This is a genomic window from Flavobacterium sp., assembly GCF_050696275.1.
Lineage (GTDB): Bacteria > Bacteroidota > Bacteroidia > Flavobacteriales > Flavobacteriaceae > Flavobacterium.
This window is the reverse complement of sequence record NZ_JBOGUT010000044.1, coordinates 1-18,808: the sequence shown is the minus strand read 5'-3', so window position 1 is coordinate 18,808 and position 18,808 is coordinate 1. Positions and strand designations below refer to the sequence as shown.

18 protein-coding genes are annotated in these 18,808 nt (G+C 35.8%); 10 read left to right on the top strand and 8 right to left on the bottom strand.

Annotated features, from left to right (window positions below; genetic code table 11):
* On the top strand, positions 1-560 hold a 560-nt coding region (locus tag ACRDEC_RS16125; protein ID WP_431499395.1), incomplete at its 5' end, for a LytR/AlgR family response regulator transcription factor.
* On the opposite strand, the gene ACRDEC_RS16120 is transcribed toward ACRDEC_RS16125, so the two are convergent.
* From ACRDEC_RS16120 to ACRDEC_RS16105, 4 genes are all read right to left on the bottom strand, one after another.
* The gene (locus ACRDEC_RS16120) at positions 541-1,566 is read right to left on the bottom strand and encodes a COX15/CtaA family protein (protein ID WP_431499394.1); all 1,026 of its coding nucleotides are present in this window, start codon (positions 1,564-1,566) and stop codon (positions 541-543) included. The two genes, ACRDEC_RS16125 and ACRDEC_RS16120, sit on opposite strands and share 20 nt — an antisense overlap.
* Before the next feature lie 9 nt (positions 1,567-1,575).
* Positions 1,576-2,997, bottom strand: a complete 1,422-nt coding sequence (locus tag ACRDEC_RS16115) for a CCA tRNA nucleotidyltransferase (protein WP_431499393.1) — start codon at positions 2,995-2,997, stop codon at positions 1,576-1,578.
* Positions 2,998-3,075: 78 nt separating this feature from the next.
* Positions 3,076-3,450 (bottom strand): GxxExxY protein, encoded by a 375-nt coding sequence (locus ACRDEC_RS16110; RefSeq protein WP_431499392.1) that lies wholly within the window; start codon positions 3,448-3,450, stop codon positions 3,076-3,078.
* A gap of 35 nt (positions 3,451-3,485) precedes the next feature.
* Positions 3,486-4,055, bottom strand: coding sequence for an L-threonylcarbamoyladenylate synthase (locus ACRDEC_RS16105; RefSeq protein ID WP_431499396.1), 570 nt, complete (start codon positions 4,053-4,055; stop codon positions 3,486-3,488).
* 110 nt (positions 4,056-4,165) lie between these two features.
* Between ACRDEC_RS16105 and pseB the strand changes: the two genes are divergently transcribed.
* Genes pseB through ACRDEC_RS16070 form a run of 7 tightly spaced genes read left to right on the top strand, consistent with a single transcriptional unit; the run spans position 4,166 to position 12,887 of the window.
* On the top strand, positions 4,166-5,179 hold the full coding sequence (pseB, locus tag ACRDEC_RS16100; protein ID WP_431499391.1) for a UDP-N-acetylglucosamine 4,6-dehydratase (inverting): 1,014 nt from the start codon (positions 4,166-4,168) through the stop codon (positions 5,177-5,179).
* Positions 5,180-5,185: 6 nt separating this feature from the next.
* Positions 5,186-6,376, top strand: a complete 1,191-nt coding sequence (gene pseC / locus ACRDEC_RS16095; RefSeq protein WP_431499390.1) for a UDP-4-amino-4,6-dideoxy-N-acetyl-beta-L-altrosamine transaminase — start codon at positions 5,186-5,188, stop codon at positions 6,374-6,376.
* 2 nt (positions 6,377-6,378) lie between these two features.
* Positions 6,379-7,227: an aldo/keto reductase gene (locus ACRDEC_RS16090; RefSeq protein ID WP_431499389.1), complete on the top strand. Its 849-nt coding sequence runs from the start codon at positions 6,379-6,381 to the stop codon at positions 7,225-7,227.
* A complete protein-coding gene (locus tag ACRDEC_RS16085) occupies positions 7,224-9,314 on the top strand; it encodes a glutamate-1-semialdehyde 2,1-aminomutase (RefSeq protein ID WP_431499388.1) in 2,091 nt (696 codons plus the stop codon). Before ACRDEC_RS16090 ends, ACRDEC_RS16085 begins: the two co-directional genes overlap by 4 nt.
* 12 nt (positions 9,315-9,326) lie before the next feature.
* Entirely contained in the window at positions 9,327-10,352 is a 1,026-nt protein-coding gene (locus ACRDEC_RS16080) for a GNAT family N-acetyltransferase (protein ID WP_431499387.1), read from the top strand.
* A complete protein-coding gene (pseI, locus tag ACRDEC_RS16075) occupies positions 10,339-11,376 on the top strand; it encodes a pseudaminic acid synthase (RefSeq protein ID WP_431499386.1) in 1,038 nt (345 codons plus the stop codon). The genes ACRDEC_RS16080 and pseI overlap by 14 nt, the downstream gene beginning before the upstream one ends.
* Positions 11,377-11,396: 20 nt before the next feature.
* Positions 11,397-12,887: a hypothetical protein gene (locus tag ACRDEC_RS16070; RefSeq protein WP_431499385.1), complete on the top strand. Its 1,491-nt coding sequence runs from the start codon at positions 11,397-11,399 to the stop codon at positions 12,885-12,887.
* Between the two features lie 4 nt (positions 12,888-12,891).
* Here the strand turns inward: ACRDEC_RS16070 and ACRDEC_RS16065 are convergent, their stop codons facing one another.
* Complete coding sequence (locus tag ACRDEC_RS16065) at positions 12,892-13,908, bottom strand: glycosyltransferase family 2 protein (protein ID WP_431499384.1); 1,017 nt, start codon at positions 13,906-13,908, stop codon at positions 12,892-12,894.
* Positions 13,909-14,001: 93 nt separating this feature from the next.
* On the opposite strand from ACRDEC_RS16065, the gene ACRDEC_RS16060 reads away from it, so the two are divergent.
* A complete protein-coding gene (locus tag ACRDEC_RS16060) occupies positions 14,002-14,865 on the top strand; it encodes a hypothetical protein (protein ID WP_431499383.1) in 864 nt (287 codons plus the stop codon).
* 16 nt (positions 14,866-14,881) lie between these two features.
* The gene (locus ACRDEC_RS16055) at positions 14,882-15,649 is read left to right on the top strand and encodes a lipopolysaccharide kinase InaA family protein (protein WP_431499382.1); all 768 of its coding nucleotides are present in this window, start codon (positions 14,882-14,884) and stop codon (positions 15,647-15,649) included.
* Here ACRDEC_RS16055 and ACRDEC_RS16050 read toward each other — a convergent pair.
* From ACRDEC_RS16050 to ACRDEC_RS16040, 3 genes are read right to left on the bottom strand one after another with little or no spacing between them, the layout of a single operon-like run.
* Positions 15,630-16,715, bottom strand: coding sequence for a glycosyltransferase family 9 protein (locus tag ACRDEC_RS16050; protein WP_431499381.1), 1,086 nt, complete (start codon positions 16,713-16,715; stop codon positions 15,630-15,632). The genes ACRDEC_RS16055 and ACRDEC_RS16050 overlap by 20 nt on opposite strands.
* A gap of 7 nt (positions 16,716-16,722) precedes the next feature.
* Positions 16,723-17,697 carry a glycosyltransferase gene (locus ACRDEC_RS16045; RefSeq protein WP_431499380.1) on the bottom strand — a complete coding sequence of 325 codons (975 nt, stop codon included), beginning with the start codon at positions 17,695-17,697 and terminating at the stop codon, positions 16,723-16,725.
* A gap of 12 nt (positions 17,698-17,709) precedes the next feature.
* Positions 17,710-18,525: a 2,3,4,5-tetrahydropyridine-2,6-dicarboxylate N-succinyltransferase gene (locus tag ACRDEC_RS16040; RefSeq protein ID WP_431499379.1), complete on the bottom strand. Its 816-nt coding sequence runs from the start codon at positions 18,523-18,525 to the stop codon at positions 17,710-17,712.
* Between the last annotated feature and the right edge of the window lie 283 nt (positions 18,526-18,808).

Here is an 18,808-nt window from a genome sequence, read left to right as displayed (position 1 = left end):
TTGAAAAAATTGCTATAAAAAGCGCTGTGATTTTTACTACGGCTTACGATGAATATGCATTGAAAGCTTTTAAACTGAACAGTATTGATTATTTATTAAAACCAATTGATGAAGATGATCTGGAAGTAGCGGTAAATAAATTTAAAGAAAGAAACCAACCGCAAAATCTGTCATTGGATTTTGAAACGATTAAGAAGATGCTCGTCAATCCAATTGATAAAACGTATAAAAAACGCTTTACAGTAAAGATTGGCCAACAGTTAAAGTTGATTAATATAGAAGAAACAGAATGTTTTTACAGTGAAAATAAAGGCACTTACCTACATACTTTAGACAATCGAGATTACCTGCTGGAAGGAACACTGGAGCAGCTTGAAACCGAATTGGATCCGAAGGATTTCTACAGGATAAGCCGAAAATTCATTGTGCCGATGAAAGCCATTAAAGAAATTCAAATGCACAGTAATTCAAGGCTGAAAGTGATTTTGCCAACATACAAAGACGATGAAGTTATTGTGGCCAGAGAACGTGTGAATGATTTTAAAGAGTGGATTGGATAGTTTTACGTATTTCCAAAATCATATAAAATTGCACTCCGAATAATAGAGATGCCATGACCAAATGTATAGCCTGGCTTCCAAAAGGGAAATGAAAATAGTACATAGCAATTCCAGTAAGTATTTCTGCCAAAATAAGTACCATTACCCAGTTGATTTTTTGGAATCCTAAATTCAATTTTCTGTTTTTTACGTACAGAAAAAGATTAGCAAAAAATACAATAAAAGAAAAAGTTCTGTGAAAATAAAAACTCAGTTCAGGACTGCTTAACCAAAGCGATTCATTTCCATTTCCGGATTTTACCTGCTCGTCTACAAATTGACGAACCTGTGTGCCCAGAACAACCTGGATTAGTGTTAAACCAAGAGAAATCCACAAAACAGTTCGGAACGCAGGATTGAAAACCAGTAGTGACTCCTTTGGTTTAGCTAATTGAATAATATACAAAATTACAGCTACGATCAACAGAGCCATAACCATATGAATAGTAATTTTTATGGGGTTTAAAACCGAATAGACTACTGTAGCGCCCAGCCACCCCTGAAAACCCATCATGATTACTGAAAGCCATGAAAGCCAAACAATTTTTTTATTTTCCGACCAAAACCAAAAAGACATTACCGCCATGATAAAAACAGGAAATCCTGATAAAAGCCCTGTCAATCGGTTGATGTATTCTATCCAGGTGTGTGTTGGGTTGAAAACGGCATAATCGTGTTTGGTGTATTTTTCCCATTGAGAAGGTTCAAATTTCGTTCCGGTCAGGCAATCTTCTTTGGCAACCAAAAGTGCTTCGTCCCGTATAATCACCTGTCCTTTCTTAAAAACGCGGTTTTCGGTCCAGGTAAGCTCTTTGATATCGGTTGGCGGAATATAATATCCAAAACATTTAGGCCAATCAGGGCAACCCATTCCAGAACCTGTCATACGAACTAATGCTCCGGCAATGATTACCATATAAACTAAAACCAAAGCAGTTTTTGCGATAGTGGTGAAGTTTTTTTTCATTTTTAAGAATTATTTTAAAACTTTTTTCAAACCTATTTTTTCAGCTCTTTTCAGAACAAAATCATAAGCGGCCTGATATTCATTTGGAATTTCCCCTTCGAGAATGGCTTCTTTGACTGCTTCTTTCAAAACACCGATTTCTCTTGAAGGCTTCAGATTAAAGATTTCCATGATTTCTTCACCCGTAATTGGCGGCTGGAACTGACGGACATGGTCTCGTTCTTCCACTTCAATAATTTTCTTACGGACGATATTAAAATTGTTGTGGTACTTTCTAAATTTTGATGGGTTTTTAGTCGTAATGTCCGCTTCGCAAAGCGTCATTAAATTATCAACGTCTTCTCCTGCATCAAAAACCAATCGGCGTACGGCCGAATCAGTAACAATATCCTGCGCTAATACGATAGGTCTTGAACTCATCATGACCATTTTCTGAACAAATTTTAATTTTTGGTTCAAAGGCATGTGCAAACGTTCAAATATTTTTTTTGTCATTTTGCCTCCCAAAAACTCATGCCCGTGAAATGTCCAACCTTGCTTTTTACTGAAACGTTTGGTTGGTGCTTTTCCAATGTCGTGCAATAATGCTGACCAGCGCAACCAAACATCATCGGTATTAGGACAAATATTATCTACTACTTCGAGTGTATGGTAAAAGTTGTTTTTATGGGTATGTCCTTCGATTTCCTCTACTTGATTTAAAGCAGTTAATTCGGGTAAAATAATATCTAATAACCCTGTTTTATACAATAATAAAAAGCCGACAGATGGTTTTTCTGAAAGAAGAATTTTATTTAATTCGTCTACGATTCTTTCCCCTGAAATAATTGCAATTCGTTCCTTGTTTTTGGAAATTGCTTCCAGCGATCCGGTTTCAATTTCGAAATTCAGCTGCGAAGCAAAACGGATAGCACGCATCATTCGCAACGGATCGTCAGAATAGGTGATGTCAGGATTCAGGGGCGTTTTGATTGTTTTGTTTTTTAAATCAGTCAATCCGTCAAAAGGATCTACTAATTCTCCGTAATTGTTCTCATTCAACGAAAGTGCCAAAGCGTTTATGGTAAAATCGCGTCGGTTCTGGTCGTCTTCAAGTGTGCCGTTTTCTACAACAGGATTACGGCTTTCGAATTGATAACTTTCTTTCCTTGCTCCAACGAATTCAACATCAATGTCTTCAAAACGCAACATGGCAGTCCCGTAATTTTTGAAAACCTGAACTTTCGGATGGTGCGGAATGAGTTCGGAAACTTTTAAAGCTAATTCGATACCGCTGCCTACAGCTACAACATCGATGTCTTTTTTGTGGTTACGTTCTAGAATTAAATCACGTACAAAACCACCAATTACGTAACAGTCTACGTTAAGCTCTTTGGCTGCCTGAGTGATGATTTTGAATATTTTACTATTTAGTGCTGTATTGTAATTCATACTGTATTATCACAGATTCGCAGATTTTATTTCTAGCCACGAATACTCGAATTTTTAATGTTTTTGTGAATGTAATGTTTAAATTACAACTCTTTTGTATTCTAATGATTCACCATTGAAATTGACGATAATTGCCAATTTGTTACCAGATACTTTTAAATAATTCATTGCTTGCGCAATATGCGAATCTGAAATATGGTTACATGATTTTACTTCTAAAATTATCTTGTCAAAAATGATAAAATCGGCATAGAATTTATGTTTTAGTACAATGTCTTTGTAATTGACAATGTATTCCTTTTCTCTGGCAAAAAGAATTTTTGACTTTTCTAATTCGTATTCAATGGCATCTTTGTAAACAATTTCCAAAAAACCTTTACCTAGATTGTTGTGAACTTCAAATAACAAACCAAGTAATTTATAACTTTCACTTTTGTGAATAATATCCGGCATCTTTAAATTCGTGTATTCGTGGCTTATAAAAAAAACTATTTTCGGATTACTTTTACTTGGCTGTCCAAAGATAATTTGATAATAGTGGAAGGCTTATCGCAAATTTTATCGTGATGCAAATTTACTACATAGTCCACACCTTTTAAAATTTCAGGACTGATTTCTTTAAAAGATTTTGGGGTAAACATACCGGATATATTTGCCGAGGTGGAAACCAATGGTTTTTTCATGCGTTCCATCAATTTGAAACAAAAAGGTTCTTTTACTAAACGAACACCTAAAGTCTTATCTTCAGCAATTATATTGGGCGCTACATTCCGTGGATTATCAAGGATTAAGGTAGTTGGTTTTTCGGATAAATCGAGAATTTGCCAGGCTACTTCCGGAATATCTTTGAAAACATTATGCATCATTTTTTCACCATTCATCAGTACAATCATACTTTTGCTTTCTTCACGTCGTTTTAAAGTATAGATTTTCGCAACAGCTTCTGCATTGGTGGCATCACAGCCAATTCCCCAAACGGTATCTGTTGGATAAAGGATTATCCCGCCATTCTTAATGACTTCGTAGGCATTGTGTATTTCTGTATTGATGTCGCTCATAAAAGTTATAAATATTGACAAAGGTATTTATTTCAAAATAAATTGGTACTATAAATTTAGAAGCGCTAATCATATAATTATTATATTTGCATTTCTATAAAAAATGATGTATGCTAAATAACAAATCAATATTAATTACAGGAGGTACGGGTTCATTAGGAAAAGAATTAACTAAGACAATCTTAAAGAAATGGCCGAATGTAAAACGCCTTGTAATTTATTCCAGAGACGAACAAAAACAATTTCAGATGGCACAGGAATTCCCTGAATCGGAATATCCGGCTATTCGTTATTTTATTGGAGATGTAAGAGATCTGGAACGTTTGAAAAGAGCTTTTAACGGTATTGATTATGTGATTCATGCTGCAGCAATGAAACACGTTCATATTGCAGAATACAATCCTGATGAATGTGTTAAAACCAATATTGGCGGAGCTGAAAACGTAATTAAAGCCTGCTTGTCAAGTAATGTGACTAAAGTTGTAGCACTTTCAACGGATAAAGCCTGCGCGCCAATTAACTTATACGGAGCAACTAAACTGACTTCTGATAAATTATTTATTGCGGCCAATAATATTAAAGGACAGCAGGACATTAAATTTTCTGTGGTTCGTTACGGAAATGTTATGGGATCTAACGGTTCGGTTATTCCGTTTTTTATGAATAAAAGAAATGAAGGTGTTTTGCCTATTACAGATGTTAATATGACCCGTTTCAATATTTCCCTTCAAGGAGGTGTTGATATGGTGCTTCATGCTTTGGATGCTGCTTGGGGAGGAGAATTATTTGTTCCTAAAATTCCGTCTTACAAGATTTTGGATGTCGCTCAGGCTATTGCACCAAATTGCGAACACAGAGTAGTGGGTATCAGACCGGGAGAGAAAGTACATGAAGAAATGATTACATCATCAGATTCCTTCACGACTTATGATTTAGGAAAATATTATGTAATACTTCCACAGGTTACGAATTGGAATCTGGAAGAGTATAAAACAACCTTTAATACAAAATTGGTTCCGCAGGGATTTAGTTATACATCCGGTGAAAACCAGGAGTGGGAAACAGTAGAGAGTATGCGTGAGCAGATAAAAGAGCATTTGTACCCAGACTTTGAAGCTAAATAATCAGCCATGATACCTTACGGAAAGCAAAATATTACAGAAGAAGATATTCAGGCTGTAGCCAAAGCCCTAAAAGGAGATTTTCTTACACAAGGGCCAACTATTTTAGAATTTGAAAAAGCATTTGCCGATTATATCGGTTGTCAATATGCTGTGGCGGTTTCAAACGGAACTGCAGCATTGCATTTGTCGGCATTAGCTTTAGGGGTTGGAAATGGAGATAAAGTCATTACGACACCTATTACTTTTGCAGCTTCTGCAAACTGTATCAAATATTGTGGAGGAGAAGTTGTTTTTTCCGACATCGATGCAGATACTTATCTTTTGGATGTCGATAAAGTAGAAAAATTACTTCAATCTGTTCCAAAAGGAACTTATAAAGGAATTATTCCTGTTGATTTTGCCGGAAGAGCGGTTAATTTAGAAGCTTTTAGAAAACTGGCAGATGAATACGGGTTGTGGATTATAGAAGATGCCTGCCACGCTCCGGGAGGTTATTTTACCGATAGCAAAGGTCAAAAACAAAACTGTGGTAACAGCACTTACGCTGATTTAGCGATTTTCTCATTCCATCCCGTAAAGCATATTGCTACTGGTGAAGGAGGAATGATTACCACAAATGATGAAAAACTGTATAAAAAACTCTTAGAACTCCGTACTCACGGAATTACAAGAGATACTGCAATTTTTAAAAATTCAGTGGAATTTGCTATAGGTCAACCAGTAAATGAAGGAGATAATTATCCGGGATGGTACATGGAAATGCAGACATTGGGGTATAATTACCGTTTTACTGATTTTCAGGCAGCTTTAGGAATTAGCCAATTGTCACGTGCTAATGAAGGATTGGACAGAAGAAAGGCCATTGCTCAAAAATACAAAGAGTCTTTTACTGGGAAAAACTATATTAAAGGACAGTCTGATGTTATTGATGGACATGCATATCATTTGTATGTTATTGAAGTTGAGGATAGAGTTGGTCTTTACAATTATCTGAGAGAACATAAAATATACGCCCAAATTCATTACATACCTTGCCACTTAATGCCTTATTACAGAGCATTAGGATGGAACGAAAACGATATGCCATTAGCAGAACAATATTATAAACATTGTATCAGTTTGCCGATGTATCCTACATTAACAGATGAAGAGCAGTCTTTTGTAATGGATAAAATAGCAACTTATTTTACAAAGTAATTTTGAAAATAACACTTGGAACCGTTCAGTTTGGTATTAACTATGGTATTTCAAATACACATGGAGTCCCTTCTGATGCAGAATTGAAAGACATTTTTTTAGTAGCATCAGCAACTGGAATAACCTATTTGGATACGGCGCAAGCCTACGGTAATGCAGAAGAACGACTGGGGTTGTTTTCAGAAAACCGTTTTAAAATCATTACCAAATTCCCTACTGTTACTACAAAAGAAGCATTAGAAAATGCACTTTCTCAGTCTTTGTTACGTTTAAAAAACGATACTGTTTATGGTTATTTAGCCCATAATGCGGATGTTTTAATCCAGAATCCTTTTTTATGGGAAACATTACAAAAAGCAAAAAGCGAAAATAAAATAGAAAAAATAGGATTTTCACTATACAGTCCGGAACAGCTGGAGCAGCTTTTGGAATTAAACTGTATTCCTGATTTGGTGCAATTACCGTACAGTATTTTAGATCGTAAATTTGAAAGCAAACTGTCTGTTTTAAAAGAATTGGGTACAGAAATTCACGTTCGTTCCGTTTTTTTACAAGGATTGTATTTTATGAATCCGAATCAGCTGCCGGAAAAATTACAGCCTTTACAATCTGCTTTAACTGAATTTCAGGAAATATGCAGAGAAAATAAAGTTTCTGTTGGTGAGGTTGCTTTAAATTATGCCGTTTCAAATCCAAATATCGACCAAATAGTTATGGGAGTGGAAACAGCAGGACAATTAAAAGAAAATATCCAACTGGTTTCAAATTGGAAATCGAATCCCGATTTATTTTCAAAAATTGAAGCCATTGAGATAAAAGATAAGTCACTATTAAATCCTGTAAACTGGTGAAAATAATTGGTGTAACACAAGCTAGAGTTGGTTCTTCCCGATTGCCTGGAAAAGTATTGCTGACTATAAACGGTAAGACCTTATTGGAATACCATTTGGAAAGAGCAAAAAAATCCAAATTGGTTACTCAATGGGTAGTTGCCACAACGGAAGAAGAAGGGGCAAATTTAATTTGTGATATTGCAGCTCAATTGGGGATAGAAAGCTACAGAGGCAGTCTGAATGATGTTCTGGATCGGTTTTATCAATCGGTTAAAGACAAAAATCCAGATTATGTAGTACGAATTACTTCCGATTGCCCGCTTATTGATGCAGAATTAGTGGATAAAACCATTCAATTCTGTTTGGATAACGAACTAGATTATCATTCCAACCAGTCAAAGGAAGCGTATCCTGATGGGTTGGATGTAGAAGTTTTCAGTTTTAAGGCGTTGTCAACAGCTTGGGAATCTGCAACAGCAATTGCAGATAGAGAGCATGTAACACCATTTATCAGAAGAAATGCAAAAATGAAAATCTCAGATGAAGGTATCGATAAAAAATACGCTTCTTTGAGAATCACAGTCGATGAATCTTCAGATTTTGAAGTTATTAAGCATTTAATTGAACATCTGGGATATAATTTACCATGGAAATCTTATGCAGATTACTTGTTAGAGCATCAAACAATACAAAATATAAATCATTCTATTTTTAGAAACGAAGGATATATGAAAAGTAAATTTAACGAAATAGCGCTTAGGAATATTACAAATTTCAAAGCTTCAGACGAATACAGAAAAACGATTCACAACCTGATTCCAGGCGGAGGACATACGTATTCAAAAGGAGACGATCAATTTCCGATTTTATCTCCGGCAGCTATTGTCAGAGGAAAAGGTTCTCATTTATGGGATGTGGATGGAAACGAATTTTTGGATTGTTCTATGGGATTAACAAGTGTGAGTTTGGGCCATGCCTATGAGCCAATACTTGATGCTGTTAGAAAAGAATTAGAAAATGGCGTTAATTTTCAGCGTCCTGCTGCTTTGGAAAAAGAAATGGCAGAAACCTTTTTAGCATTGGTTCCGGGTCATGATATGGTCAAGTTTTCTAAAAACGGATCTATTGTCACGACTGCTGCAGTAAAACTGGCCAGAGCAAAAACAGGAAGAAATCTGGTCGCTTTCCCAGGAGATCATCCTTTTTACAGTTATGATGATTGGTTTATTGGTTCGACGGCTTGTAATAAAGGTGTTCCGGATGATATTTCAAAACTCTCGGTTACTTTTCAATCTTTTAACATTGAATCATTAAAAGAGTTATTTGCCAAATATCCTAACCAAATTGCGTGTGTCATCACAGAGCCTGAAAAAGGAAATTATCCGCATTTAAACAATCCGGATTTCAATGTTGGTGAGTTTTTACAACAGGCCGTAGACTTATGTCACGCTAATGGTGCCTTATTTATAGCAGATGAAATGGTGACCGGTTTCAAAACCGATTTTCCGGGGTCTATTACAAAATACAATATCAAGCCGGATATGGCAACGTGGGGAAAGGGTATTGCCAACGGATTTTCATTTTGTGCACTGACAGGTACAAAAGAAATAATGGAATTGGGTGGAATTACACGAGAAGGAGAAGAAAAAGTGTTTTTGATCTCAACTACACACGGAGGAGAAACCCACGGATTAGCCGCTGCAATTGCCACTATTAAAGAATACCAGAATAAAAATGTAATCGCTCACAATCACAATATTGGCAAGAAATTAGCAGCGTTATGCCAGCAGTTAGTTACAGAAAATGAATTGACAGATTTTGTTGAAGTTGTAGCTGCCGAATGGATGCCATTTTTTGTGTTTAAAGATAAATCAGGAGTTGCCAGTCAAGGATACCGAACACTTTTTATGCAGGAAATGATTAAGCGCGGTATATTGTTCCAAGGCGCATTTGTTCCTTGCTTTTCACATACAGAAGAAGATGTTTACTATTTTGCCAAAGCATTCGGTGAATCATTACAGGTTTATAGAGAAGCATTAGCGCAGGGATTTGAAAGTTTTCTTGTGGGTGAACCTGCAAAAGCGGTATTCAGAAAAACATTATAAAATAAATTCCAGATGCGCGTATACAAATGTTTAAATACCAATGTTTTTAAAACAGATTCATTTCATATTGAACCTCTGAGAGATGCTGATAAATATGAAATTCTGAATATTAGAAACGAACAGTTGTATCATTTGCGTCAATCGGAGCCATTGACAGTGGCAAAACAGGAAAATTATTTTGCTACGGTGGTTTCGGATTTGTTCGAAATAGAAAAACCCAATCAGTTGTTGTTTTCTTTTTTCCATCAAAACCAGTTCGTAGGTTACGGAGGTTTGGTCCACATCAATTGGATTGATAAACATGCCGAAATCTCTTTTGTCATGAAAACAGCACTCGAAAAAGAATTTTTTGCGGTGTTTTGGTCTAATTATCTGCAATTGATAGAAAAAGTAGCTTTTGAAGGATTGAAATTCCATAAGATATTTACGTATGCTTTCGATTTGCGTCCGCATTTGTATGAAGTACTTTTAAGCTGTGATTTTACTGAAGATGCCAGACTGAAAGAGCACTGTTATTTTGATGGGAAATATTTTGACGTAGTTATTCATTCGAAAATAAACACAGGAATTTCGTTCAGGAAAGCTTCGGAAGAAGACGCTCAAATCTACTTTAATTGGACAAACGATCCGTCAGTAAGAAGTAATTCCTATCATTCAGATGTGATTCCTTACGAAAATCATATCAATTGGTTTCAATCCAAATTAAAGGATGAAAATTGCCTGATGCTTATTTTTCAAAATCAGGACAATCAGAATATTGGTCAGGTGCGAATTCAGAAAGGAGAAGGGTATGGTGCGGTTATAGGAGTTTCCACTGATGAAAATCATAGAGGAAAAGGATATGCCAGTCAGATGATAGCATTGGCTTCGGAAGAGTTTTTGGCTAAAAATCCTGATATTTGCATCAGCGCTTATATTAAATTAGAAAATGCAGCATCGGCTAAGGCCTTTGAAAAAGCAGGTTTCGTATTGAAAGAAACGCTTCAATATGAAAATGCAGCCAGTTTTCATTATATAAAAAAATATGATAATAGATAATTACAAAATAGACTCTAATTCTCCGGTTTTCATTATTGCCGAGCTTTCGGCTAATCATAATGGGAGCTTAGAAACAGCTATCGAAACTATCCGTGCGGCAAAACGCGCCGGTGCCGATTGTATTAAATTACAGACTTATACGGCTGATACGATTACTTTAGATTCTGATAAAGAAGATTTTGTAATTAAAGGGACTATCTGGGATGGAAAAAAATTACATTCACTTTATCAGGAAGCCTATACGCCGTGGGAATGGCATGAAGAAATTTACCGCGTTGCGAAAGAAGAAGGCTTAATTTGTTTTTCATCTCCGTTTGATAAAACAGCGGTCGATTTACTGGAAAATCTGAATTCTCCGGCCTATAAAATCGCTTCTTTCGAAATTACGGATATTCCACTGATTGAATATGTGGCTTCCAAAGGAAAACCTGTAATTATATCGACTGGAATAGCAGAAAAAGAAGACATTGAATTGGCATTGGATGCCTGCAAGAGAATGGGTAATAATGATATTGCATTATTAAAATGTACATCGAGTTATCCGGCTCCCATTGAGGAGGCAAATATGGTTATGGTAAAAGATTTAGCTGAAAGATATAATGTTATCAGCGGACTTTCAGATCATACTATGGGAAGTACAGTGCCTATTGTTGCGACTGTTTTTGGAGCAAAAATCATAGAAAAGCATTTTATTATCGACAGAGCTATTGGCGGACCTGACGCTTCATTTTCAATGAATGAAGAAGAATTTACGGGAATGGTCAAAGCTGTTCGTGAAGCAGAAAAAGCTTCTGGAGTAATCGATTATACTTTAACCGAAAAACAAGCCAAAGGAAGGGATTTCAGCCGTTCGTTATATATTGCGGAAGATATCGCAGAAGGAGCGATTTTTACAGAAAAGAATTTGCGTTCGGTAAGGCCCGGATTCGGATTGCATCCAAAATATTACAATGAATTATTGGGAAAAAAAGCTTCAGTGAGCCTGACAAAAGGCACTCCTATGAAACTGGAATTTGCCAAATAATATTTTTTCAGCTATACTTTATGACACATTTAGACCATATATCAAACCAAACTATTCTGGTTCAGACAACGTATCATCCGGCTCCGCATCTGGAAACAGAAATGGAAATTGTAGAACGTTTGCTAGCGCAGGGAAATACGATTTATTGGATTATTTGTGAAGGTGATTTTCAAGCTTGTTTTAACAATCCTGAGCATAAAACGATGGATTGTAAAGTGTGTTTTTCACGAGTTAATAAAGGATTGGACTTTCTGAAAAAGTATGCCGATAATTCTAAAAAACTTCAGGTGTTAAAATACAAAGACTTCTTAAGTCTTGAAGACTTCAAAAAAAATCAGTTCCAACAGGAGTTGAATTTCTCAGATATCAAAAAATTAAAAGCGTTTCATCATAAGTCGTACGACTCAGGAATGGCAACGGCTTCATCACTGGTTTCGTTTACCAGAAACCACGAGCCAAATGTGGCAGATTATCAGGATTTTATTTACAGAGGTCTTTTGACCGGTGGTTATTTATACGAAACATTTCAACTTGTTTTAGATAAGATACAGCCTGATTTAGTGATTTTATTTAATGGAAGATTTATCGAAAATCGTCCTTTATTGCGTGTTTGTCAGGAGAGAAAAATCAATTATGCAACACACGAACGTGGTGGAAAAATCAATAATTTCTTATTCCGAATTAATTCTATTCCGCATTCCATAGAAACAATCAGTGCCGAAATGGAAAACTTATGGGAAAAGGCTGAAAATGACCGGAATGAAATTGGAAAAACATTTTACACCAACCGAATAAAAAGAGTAGAAGATGCTTGGTATTCGTTTACCAAAGAACAACAGGAAGGGAGATTACCAGAGAGTTTTAAGCATATTGAAGGAAAAAAAGTCATTACGATTTTTAATTCGTCTTTGGATGAATACGAAGGATTGGAAGGTTTCGGGCCTTATTTTTACTCCAATGACAATGAAGGAATAAAAAACATTTGTGAAAGCCTGGAAAGTTATCCGGATATAAAATTATACCTGAGAGTTCACCCTAATTTAAAAGGGCTTGACAACAGTCAGAACAATTATTTAAAAGAAGTAATCGGAAAATTCAAATCGATTGAAATTATTCCTGCTGAAGACAGTGTTGATACTTACGCATTGATAAACAAAAGCGATATTGTAGTTGTTTTTGGTTCTACAGTAGGGGCTGAAGCTGTTTTTGCCGGTAAAAAAGTAGTCCTGTTAGGCCGTGCCGCTTACGAAAACCTAAATTCTTTTATCATTCCGAAAAATCACGAAGAACTTATTCAAATCCTGACAGATCATAACTTTAATTTCCCGACAATAAAACCGGAAGACCCTTTAAAATATGGTTATTGGAATGAAAGCTTCGGAATCAATTACAAATACTACAGCCCAATAAATCTGGGTAAAGGAACTTACAGAGGAAAACAGGTAAAGGCTAATTTTATCCTGCGCGAATGGAGAAGATTTATTGAAAAACGTAAAAAGACAATTCAATAAAGAGTTACTTTTTCCAGTTTATCACCGATTTAAAACGGATAATCGTTTTGTCTAACGTTTTTATTTTTCCAAACAACGATTTTTCATTTTTCTTCAGATGATTGTAAAAAGAAAGATTGAATTCACTCGCATTTCGGATGGTTCGGAGTAATGTTTTTTCAATTTGCTTTTCCAGTAATGCAGGATGGAAGTTTTTCAGCTTTTCATTTTGTGAGATCAAATATTTTGAAGCATCGATTATCTTTATGATTTCGGCTGGTGTGAGACCTCTTCTAACTTCAAATGCGCCTAAATATAATTCAATATTAGAATCTCCATTTTCAATTTCAAACCCTTTCAATTGGTTGATCTTTACTTTCTTAACCGATCGGTTTACATTCTCGATTTTGGTTTTACTGATATTATTCGGATGTAATCTGTAGTTTATTAAGGATTCCTGGATGTTGTGGAATTTGGTTTTTGTCAGCAGCCTGCTCCATAAATCGTAATCCTCTACAGGAACGTATTCATTTTCGAAACGCAAACTGCCCAAGTTCTCCTTTCTAAGCATTACCGTGGAATTTCCTATGGCACAGCTGTATAAAAACGATACTTTGATAGCATCATGGGTTTCGGCGTGGCTTATGACTTTGTTTTTCTTTCCTCCAAAATACGTCATCCAAGTGCCGCAAACGCCTACATCAGGATTGTTCTTCAAAAAAGTAATCTGCTTTTCAAAACGAGTTGGTAACGCAATATCATCGGCATCCATCAAAGCAATATAAGGTGTTCTTGCAAGCTCAAACCCTTCATTCCTGAGGTTTGCCGGTCCTACATTTTTTTCTTTATCAATGAGCACAATTCTAGCGTCTTTGGCTTTGTATTTTTCAATAATCTGCTTGCTGCCATCTGTTGATTTATCATTCAAAATCAACAGTTCAAAATTGCTGTAGGTTTGATTTAAAATGCTTTCAATTGTTTCACTCAAATACTTTTCAGCATTGTATACTGGCATGATAACTGAGATTTCTGGTTTTGACATGGCGCGTTATTTAAGATAAACTTATACGTAAAATTGGTAAAAGCAAAAGTAATGATTTCAATATTCATATATTTGCTTTATAATTAAATTAAAATGAAAAAAATTCAAGTTGGTTTTTTAGTATCGTATGATTATGATTTGCTTAAAAATGCCATACCTCAAGTTTATAAAGAAGCGGACACCATATTCTTGGCTATTGATAAAGATAGAAAGACTTGGAACGGAGGTTCCTTTGTAATTGAAGATGAGTTTTTTCAATGGATTAAAGAAACTGATACAGATCATAAAATTGAAATCTACGAGGATAATTTTTACAGACCTGAATTAACTACCATGGATTGTGAAGTTAGGGAAAGAAAAATGCTTTCGGAAAAAATGGGGATTGGGAATTGGCTGATCCAAATTGATGCCGATGAATATTTCCTGGATTTTGCAGCATTTATCAAAGACCTTAGAAAGTATGATTCCTACCTGGACAATCCGTCTGAAAACCCAATACAAATAGGCTGTTTTTTAACGCATCTTTATAAATATACTGATGATGGTATTTTGTACGTGGAAAACTTGACAAGGGTTTTGCTGGCAACGAACTATCCTAACTATAAAGTGGGGAGGAAATCGAAAGAAAGAGTTATTTATACAGATAAAATACTACTCCATGAATGTTTGTCAAGAACGGAAGAACAACTGGCTTTCAAATTGGAAAACTGGGGACATAATGTACAAATAAACAATTCTTTCTTTGACAAATGGAAATCAGTTAACCAGGACAATTATAAAGAGATGGAGGATTTTTATTATATCGAACCTGAGACATGGAAAACGCTTGGATACATGCCTACAAAAAATATAGGTGAGATGCAGCGCTTTGTCAGTTCAAGTAAAGCACTGAAAATTTCCAAATCATTCTTACTCTCGAAGAATTTCGGACAGTGGTTTAAGTTTCTTTTTAAATAATCCTAATATTATTATTTTGATACCAATACGACATTTTAATCCATTATTTGCTTCCTTGGAAAAGGAGCTGACTGCTGTTATCGAACAATTCGGTAATTCGGGAACATTACTGGAAAATGGGAAAAGGAATGTAATCAAAGTTTTTCCTCTGGCTGACATCAACATCAATGTGAAGTCGTTTAAAATACCGAAATTCTACAATAAAGTGGTTTATAAGTACCTTCGTAAATCTAAAGCAAAGCGTTCATTCGAGTATGCTAATATGCTGATTGAGAATGCTATTGGTACACCACAGCCTATAGCTTATTTTGAAAATTACAACGGATTGGGATTGCATGACAGTTATTATGTCAGCGAACATTTACAGGCCGATTTAACGTACAGGGAATTAGTTGAAACGGACTATCCGGACAGCGAAAATATTTTAAGACAATTCACCAAGTTTTCATTTCAATTGCATGAAAAAGGAATTGAATTTCTGGATCATTCTCCCGGAAATACCTTGATTAAAAAAGTATCAGACGATCAGTATGATTTTTTTCTGGTAGATTTAAACCGAATGAAATTTCACAAGCAAATGTCTTTTGATATCCGAATGAAAAATTTGTCCCGCTTGACGCCAAAAAAAGAAATGGTGATGATTATGAGTGATGAATATGCTAAATTATATGGAATCCCCTATGTCGAGGTATTCGATAAAATGTGGTTTTACACCAGCCAATTTCAAGAAAGGTACTTCAGGAAAAGAAGATTAAAAAAACAGCTTAAATTCTGGAAGAAATAGGTTGTCCTAAATGAGTTTCGGTAAATTTCCCCAATAATGGCAAGAACAATTCAGGTTCAAATTCCTGGTATAATGCCGTGTTTTCTGTAAAAATTTCTTTAGCTGTTTTTTCTTCAAACAATTGCGGCTTGTATTCGGATAAGTGAACGGAAACATGGTTTGTTCCATCTTCAAAAGTAGCCCAGCCTTTTTTGTCAATCCACGGGGAAAAAACAATAAATGAAGGTTTATTGAGGGCTTTTGCCATATTAATAGCACCGCCATCGTTCCCGATAATTAAATCACATTCGTTCATAATGGCGATAAACTCCCGAAGGTTTTTTCCTAAAACATCAAAGTGAATTTTAGCTTGTGTAGCAGGTTTGCACAAATTGAAAATGGAAGAGGCCAGTTCTTTTTGATTTGGGATATAATTGAACAGCATATTCACATCGTATCGGTCTGCGATATAATTGATGAGTTGTGCCATATATTCCGACGGGTACGTTTTGTCAGATGAACTTCCTATAATGCTGAGCATGACTGTTTTTCTGGTGCGGTCTAAACCATTACTTTCAAACAGTTTTTTAGCAAAAGCTGCTTCTTCTGAAGTGACGTAGAGTTTCGGAAAAGTTTCCAGTGGCACGTTTAAATGCAATGGATCAAGCAGTGAAAGGCGCTGTTCTATAATTAACCCCAGATTGGATTTTGGTGTTTGTGATTTTTCAACAACATCCGTGAAAATAAGTTTTCTCCACTTTTTGTCAAATGAGATTTTACGTTTTGCCCCAGAGAAAATCACCGGTAAAAAACTTTCAATCTTAGCATAAGAATCAATGACAATGTCATATTTTGCTTTGCGAATGTCCAATAAAAATTTAAAGAATTCCCATTTGCTTTTCCTGTGCTTTTCTTTAAATAAAATAAGGTTACTGATGGATTGGTTTCCTTGTAAAACTGCGACGGTCGATTCGTACACCATATAGTCAATGGTGGCATTTGGGTAGGCTTTACGCAGATTGTCACATAAGATGGCACTTACCAGGACATCGCCAATCATTTTCTGCTGAATAACAAGAATTTTCATCAGTTGGTTATTTTGTATATAAAGTTGCTCTCGGACTGGTCCACGTTCCATTCGAAAGGGCAGAAATATAATAGAGTATCAGGTTTCGGAATATAAAAATATTCACCTTTAACTTCGGAATAAAAAAGAAAAGACAGCCTAAAATAGCCAGTATTGTTTTTTCCAGAAGCAATGTGATCAGTAATAAAAACTGGATAACGAACCGCTCCAGACCTTGAGAATGCTCCTGAAAATAGACATGCTGTGAAATCAAAACTTCGGTTTTTGTCAGCGCTTTGGTTTTGATATTGATTCGGGATGCTCCGCCGTGTTTGTGTAAAATCGAAGTATTTCTGATCAAAGCTACTTTTCCGTGATGGTTGATGACGCGTTTGCAGATATCTACATCTTCAAAATAGAGCCAGTATTTTTCGTTCCAGCCGTTTATTTTTTGATACCAGCTTTTACTCATAAAAATCACGGCACCTGTTGCCCAGTCTGGAAAAACAATATTTTTATCTTCGCTGAAATTTCCTTGCACTGTTTCCTTGCTGAAAGCTCTGTTTAAAGCCCTGAAAGGGCCAAACAATGTTTTCAGGCTCGGAAAGAATCGAATTTCTTTGTATTTCTTATCATAGGCATCGACCTGAGTACAGGTAACAATACCAAAATCCGTATTGTTTTTTGCTGTTTGCCAAAGTTCATAAATGGCTTCTTCTCCGGCTACAGTATCCGGATTCAGAAAAAGAAGGTACGCTCCGTTTGCTGCTTTTGCTCCGGTATTGCAACCATTGGCAAAACCATTGTTTCCGTTATTTTCGATAAATCGAATTGTAGGAAACTGGGTTTTAAAAGTATCGAATTTTCCATCGTTAGAGCAATTGTCTACTACAATAGTTTCAAATGAAAATCGTGTAGATTCAATAGCTGATAAGGCTTCAAGACATTCGCTTAAGGCATTCCAGCTTTTGTAATTTACAATAACGATGGTAATATCTATCATAAAAAGAAGGGCTTAAACCGCTATGTCATATTCTCTTAACGCGTTGTTCAGAGATGTTTTTAAATCGGTTGATGGTTTGCGTTTTCCAATAATCAGAGCACAAGGCACTTGAAATTCACCAGCCGCAAACGTTTTGGCATAACTTCCCGGAATCACTACAGAACGGGCAGGAACAACTCCTTTGTATTCGATAGGTTCAGGTCCGGTTACATCAATGATTTTGGTAGAAGCTGTCAAACATACATTGGCTCCTAAAACCGCTTCTTTTTCCACACGAACACCTTCTACGACAATACAGCGTGAACCGATAAATGCACCATCTTCGATAATAACCGGAGCAGCTTGTAAAGGTTCTAATACACCACCAATACCTACACCACCGCTTAAGTGAACATCTTTGCCAATTTGGGCACAGCTTCCAACAGTAGCCCAGGTATCAACCATAGTTCCTTCATCTACATAAGCACCAATGTTAACATAACTAGGCATTAAAATCACTCCTTTAGAAATATAAGCACCATGACGGGCTACAGCATGAGGAACTACACGGATCCCTTTTTCGGCATAACCGCGTTTCAATGGAATTTTATCATGATATTCAAAAATACCCACTTCAAATGTTTCCATTTTTTGTATTGGAAAATACATAACTACAGCTTTTTTTACCCATTCGTTTACCTGCCAGCCTCCTGCTATAGGTTCAGCCACACGTAAGGTTCCGGCATCAAGCAAGTCGATGACTTCTCTAATGGCTTTTGTAGTTGTTTCTTCCTGTAACAAAGCTCTGTTTTCCCAAGCCTGTTCTATAATGGTTTGTAATGCATTCATGGTATTTGATTTTTAGCAAAGATAAATTATTTCGGCAATAGCCAAAAGTGAAAAGCAGGCTTTAATTTAACAGATATCAGGTTTATTGTTGAAGAACTGAAGAAAGAGGTCAAAGTTGCATAGAAATCATATAAATTATTTCCAGCACTACGTCAGAAAAAAATTTCGCGTTTGTGGTATTTTTTTCAATACTATTTTTTTACCACAGAAGTTGTGGTATTTTTTTTAAAACAAAAATTTTACCACAACTTCTGTGGTAAAATTTTCTGTTTGTTTTTTTTAA

What these genes read in the sequence shown, in the direction of transcription:
- ACRDEC_RS16120 (WP_431499394.1), bottom strand. Translation starts at nt 1,566, where the DNA reads ATGAAAAAAAACTTCACCACTATCGCAAAAACTGCTTTGGTTTTAGTT.
- ACRDEC_RS16115 (WP_431499393.1), bottom strand. Translation starts at nt 2,997, where the DNA reads ATGAATTACAATACAGCACTAAATAGTAAAATATTCAAAATCATCACT.
- ACRDEC_RS16110 (WP_431499392.1), bottom strand. Translation starts at nt 3,450, where the DNA reads ATGCCGGATATTATTCACAAAAGTGAAAGTTATAAATTACTTGGTTTG.
- ACRDEC_RS16105 (WP_431499396.1), bottom strand. Translation starts at nt 4,055, where the DNA reads ATGAGCGACATCAATACAGAAATACACAATGCCTACGAAGTCATTAAG.
- pseB (WP_431499391.1), top strand. Translation starts at nt 4,166, where the DNA reads ATGCTAAATAACAAATCAATATTAATTACAGGAGGTACGGGTTCATTA.
- pseC (WP_431499390.1), top strand. Translation starts at nt 5,186, where the DNA reads ATGATACCTTACGGAAAGCAAAATATTACAGAAGAAGATATTCAGGCT.
- ACRDEC_RS16080 (WP_431499387.1), top strand. Translation starts at nt 9,327, where the DNA reads ATGCGCGTATACAAATGTTTAAATACCAATGTTTTTAAAACAGATTCA.
- pseI (WP_431499386.1), top strand. Translation starts at nt 10,339, where the DNA reads ATGATAATAGATAATTACAAAATAGACTCTAATTCTCCGGTTTTCATT.
- ACRDEC_RS16070 (WP_431499385.1), top strand. Translation starts at nt 11,397, where the DNA reads ATGACACATTTAGACCATATATCAAACCAAACTATTCTGGTTCAGACA.
- ACRDEC_RS16065 (WP_431499384.1), bottom strand. Translation starts at nt 13,908, where the DNA reads ATGTCAAAACCAGAAATCTCAGTTATCATGCCAGTATACAATGCTGAA.
- ACRDEC_RS16060 (WP_431499383.1), top strand. Translation starts at nt 14,002, where the DNA reads ATGAAAAAAATTCAAGTTGGTTTTTTAGTATCGTATGATTATGATTTG.
- ACRDEC_RS16050 (WP_431499381.1), bottom strand. Translation starts at nt 16,715, where the DNA reads ATGAAAATTCTTGTTATTCAGCAGAAAATGATTGGCGATGTCCTGGTA.
- ACRDEC_RS16045 (WP_431499380.1), bottom strand. Translation starts at nt 17,697, where the DNA reads ATGATAGATATTACCATCGTTATTGTAAATTACAAAAGCTGGAATGCC.
- ACRDEC_RS16040 (WP_431499379.1), bottom strand. Translation starts at nt 18,525, where the DNA reads ATGAATGCATTACAAACCATTATAGAACAGGCTTGGGAAAACAGAGCT.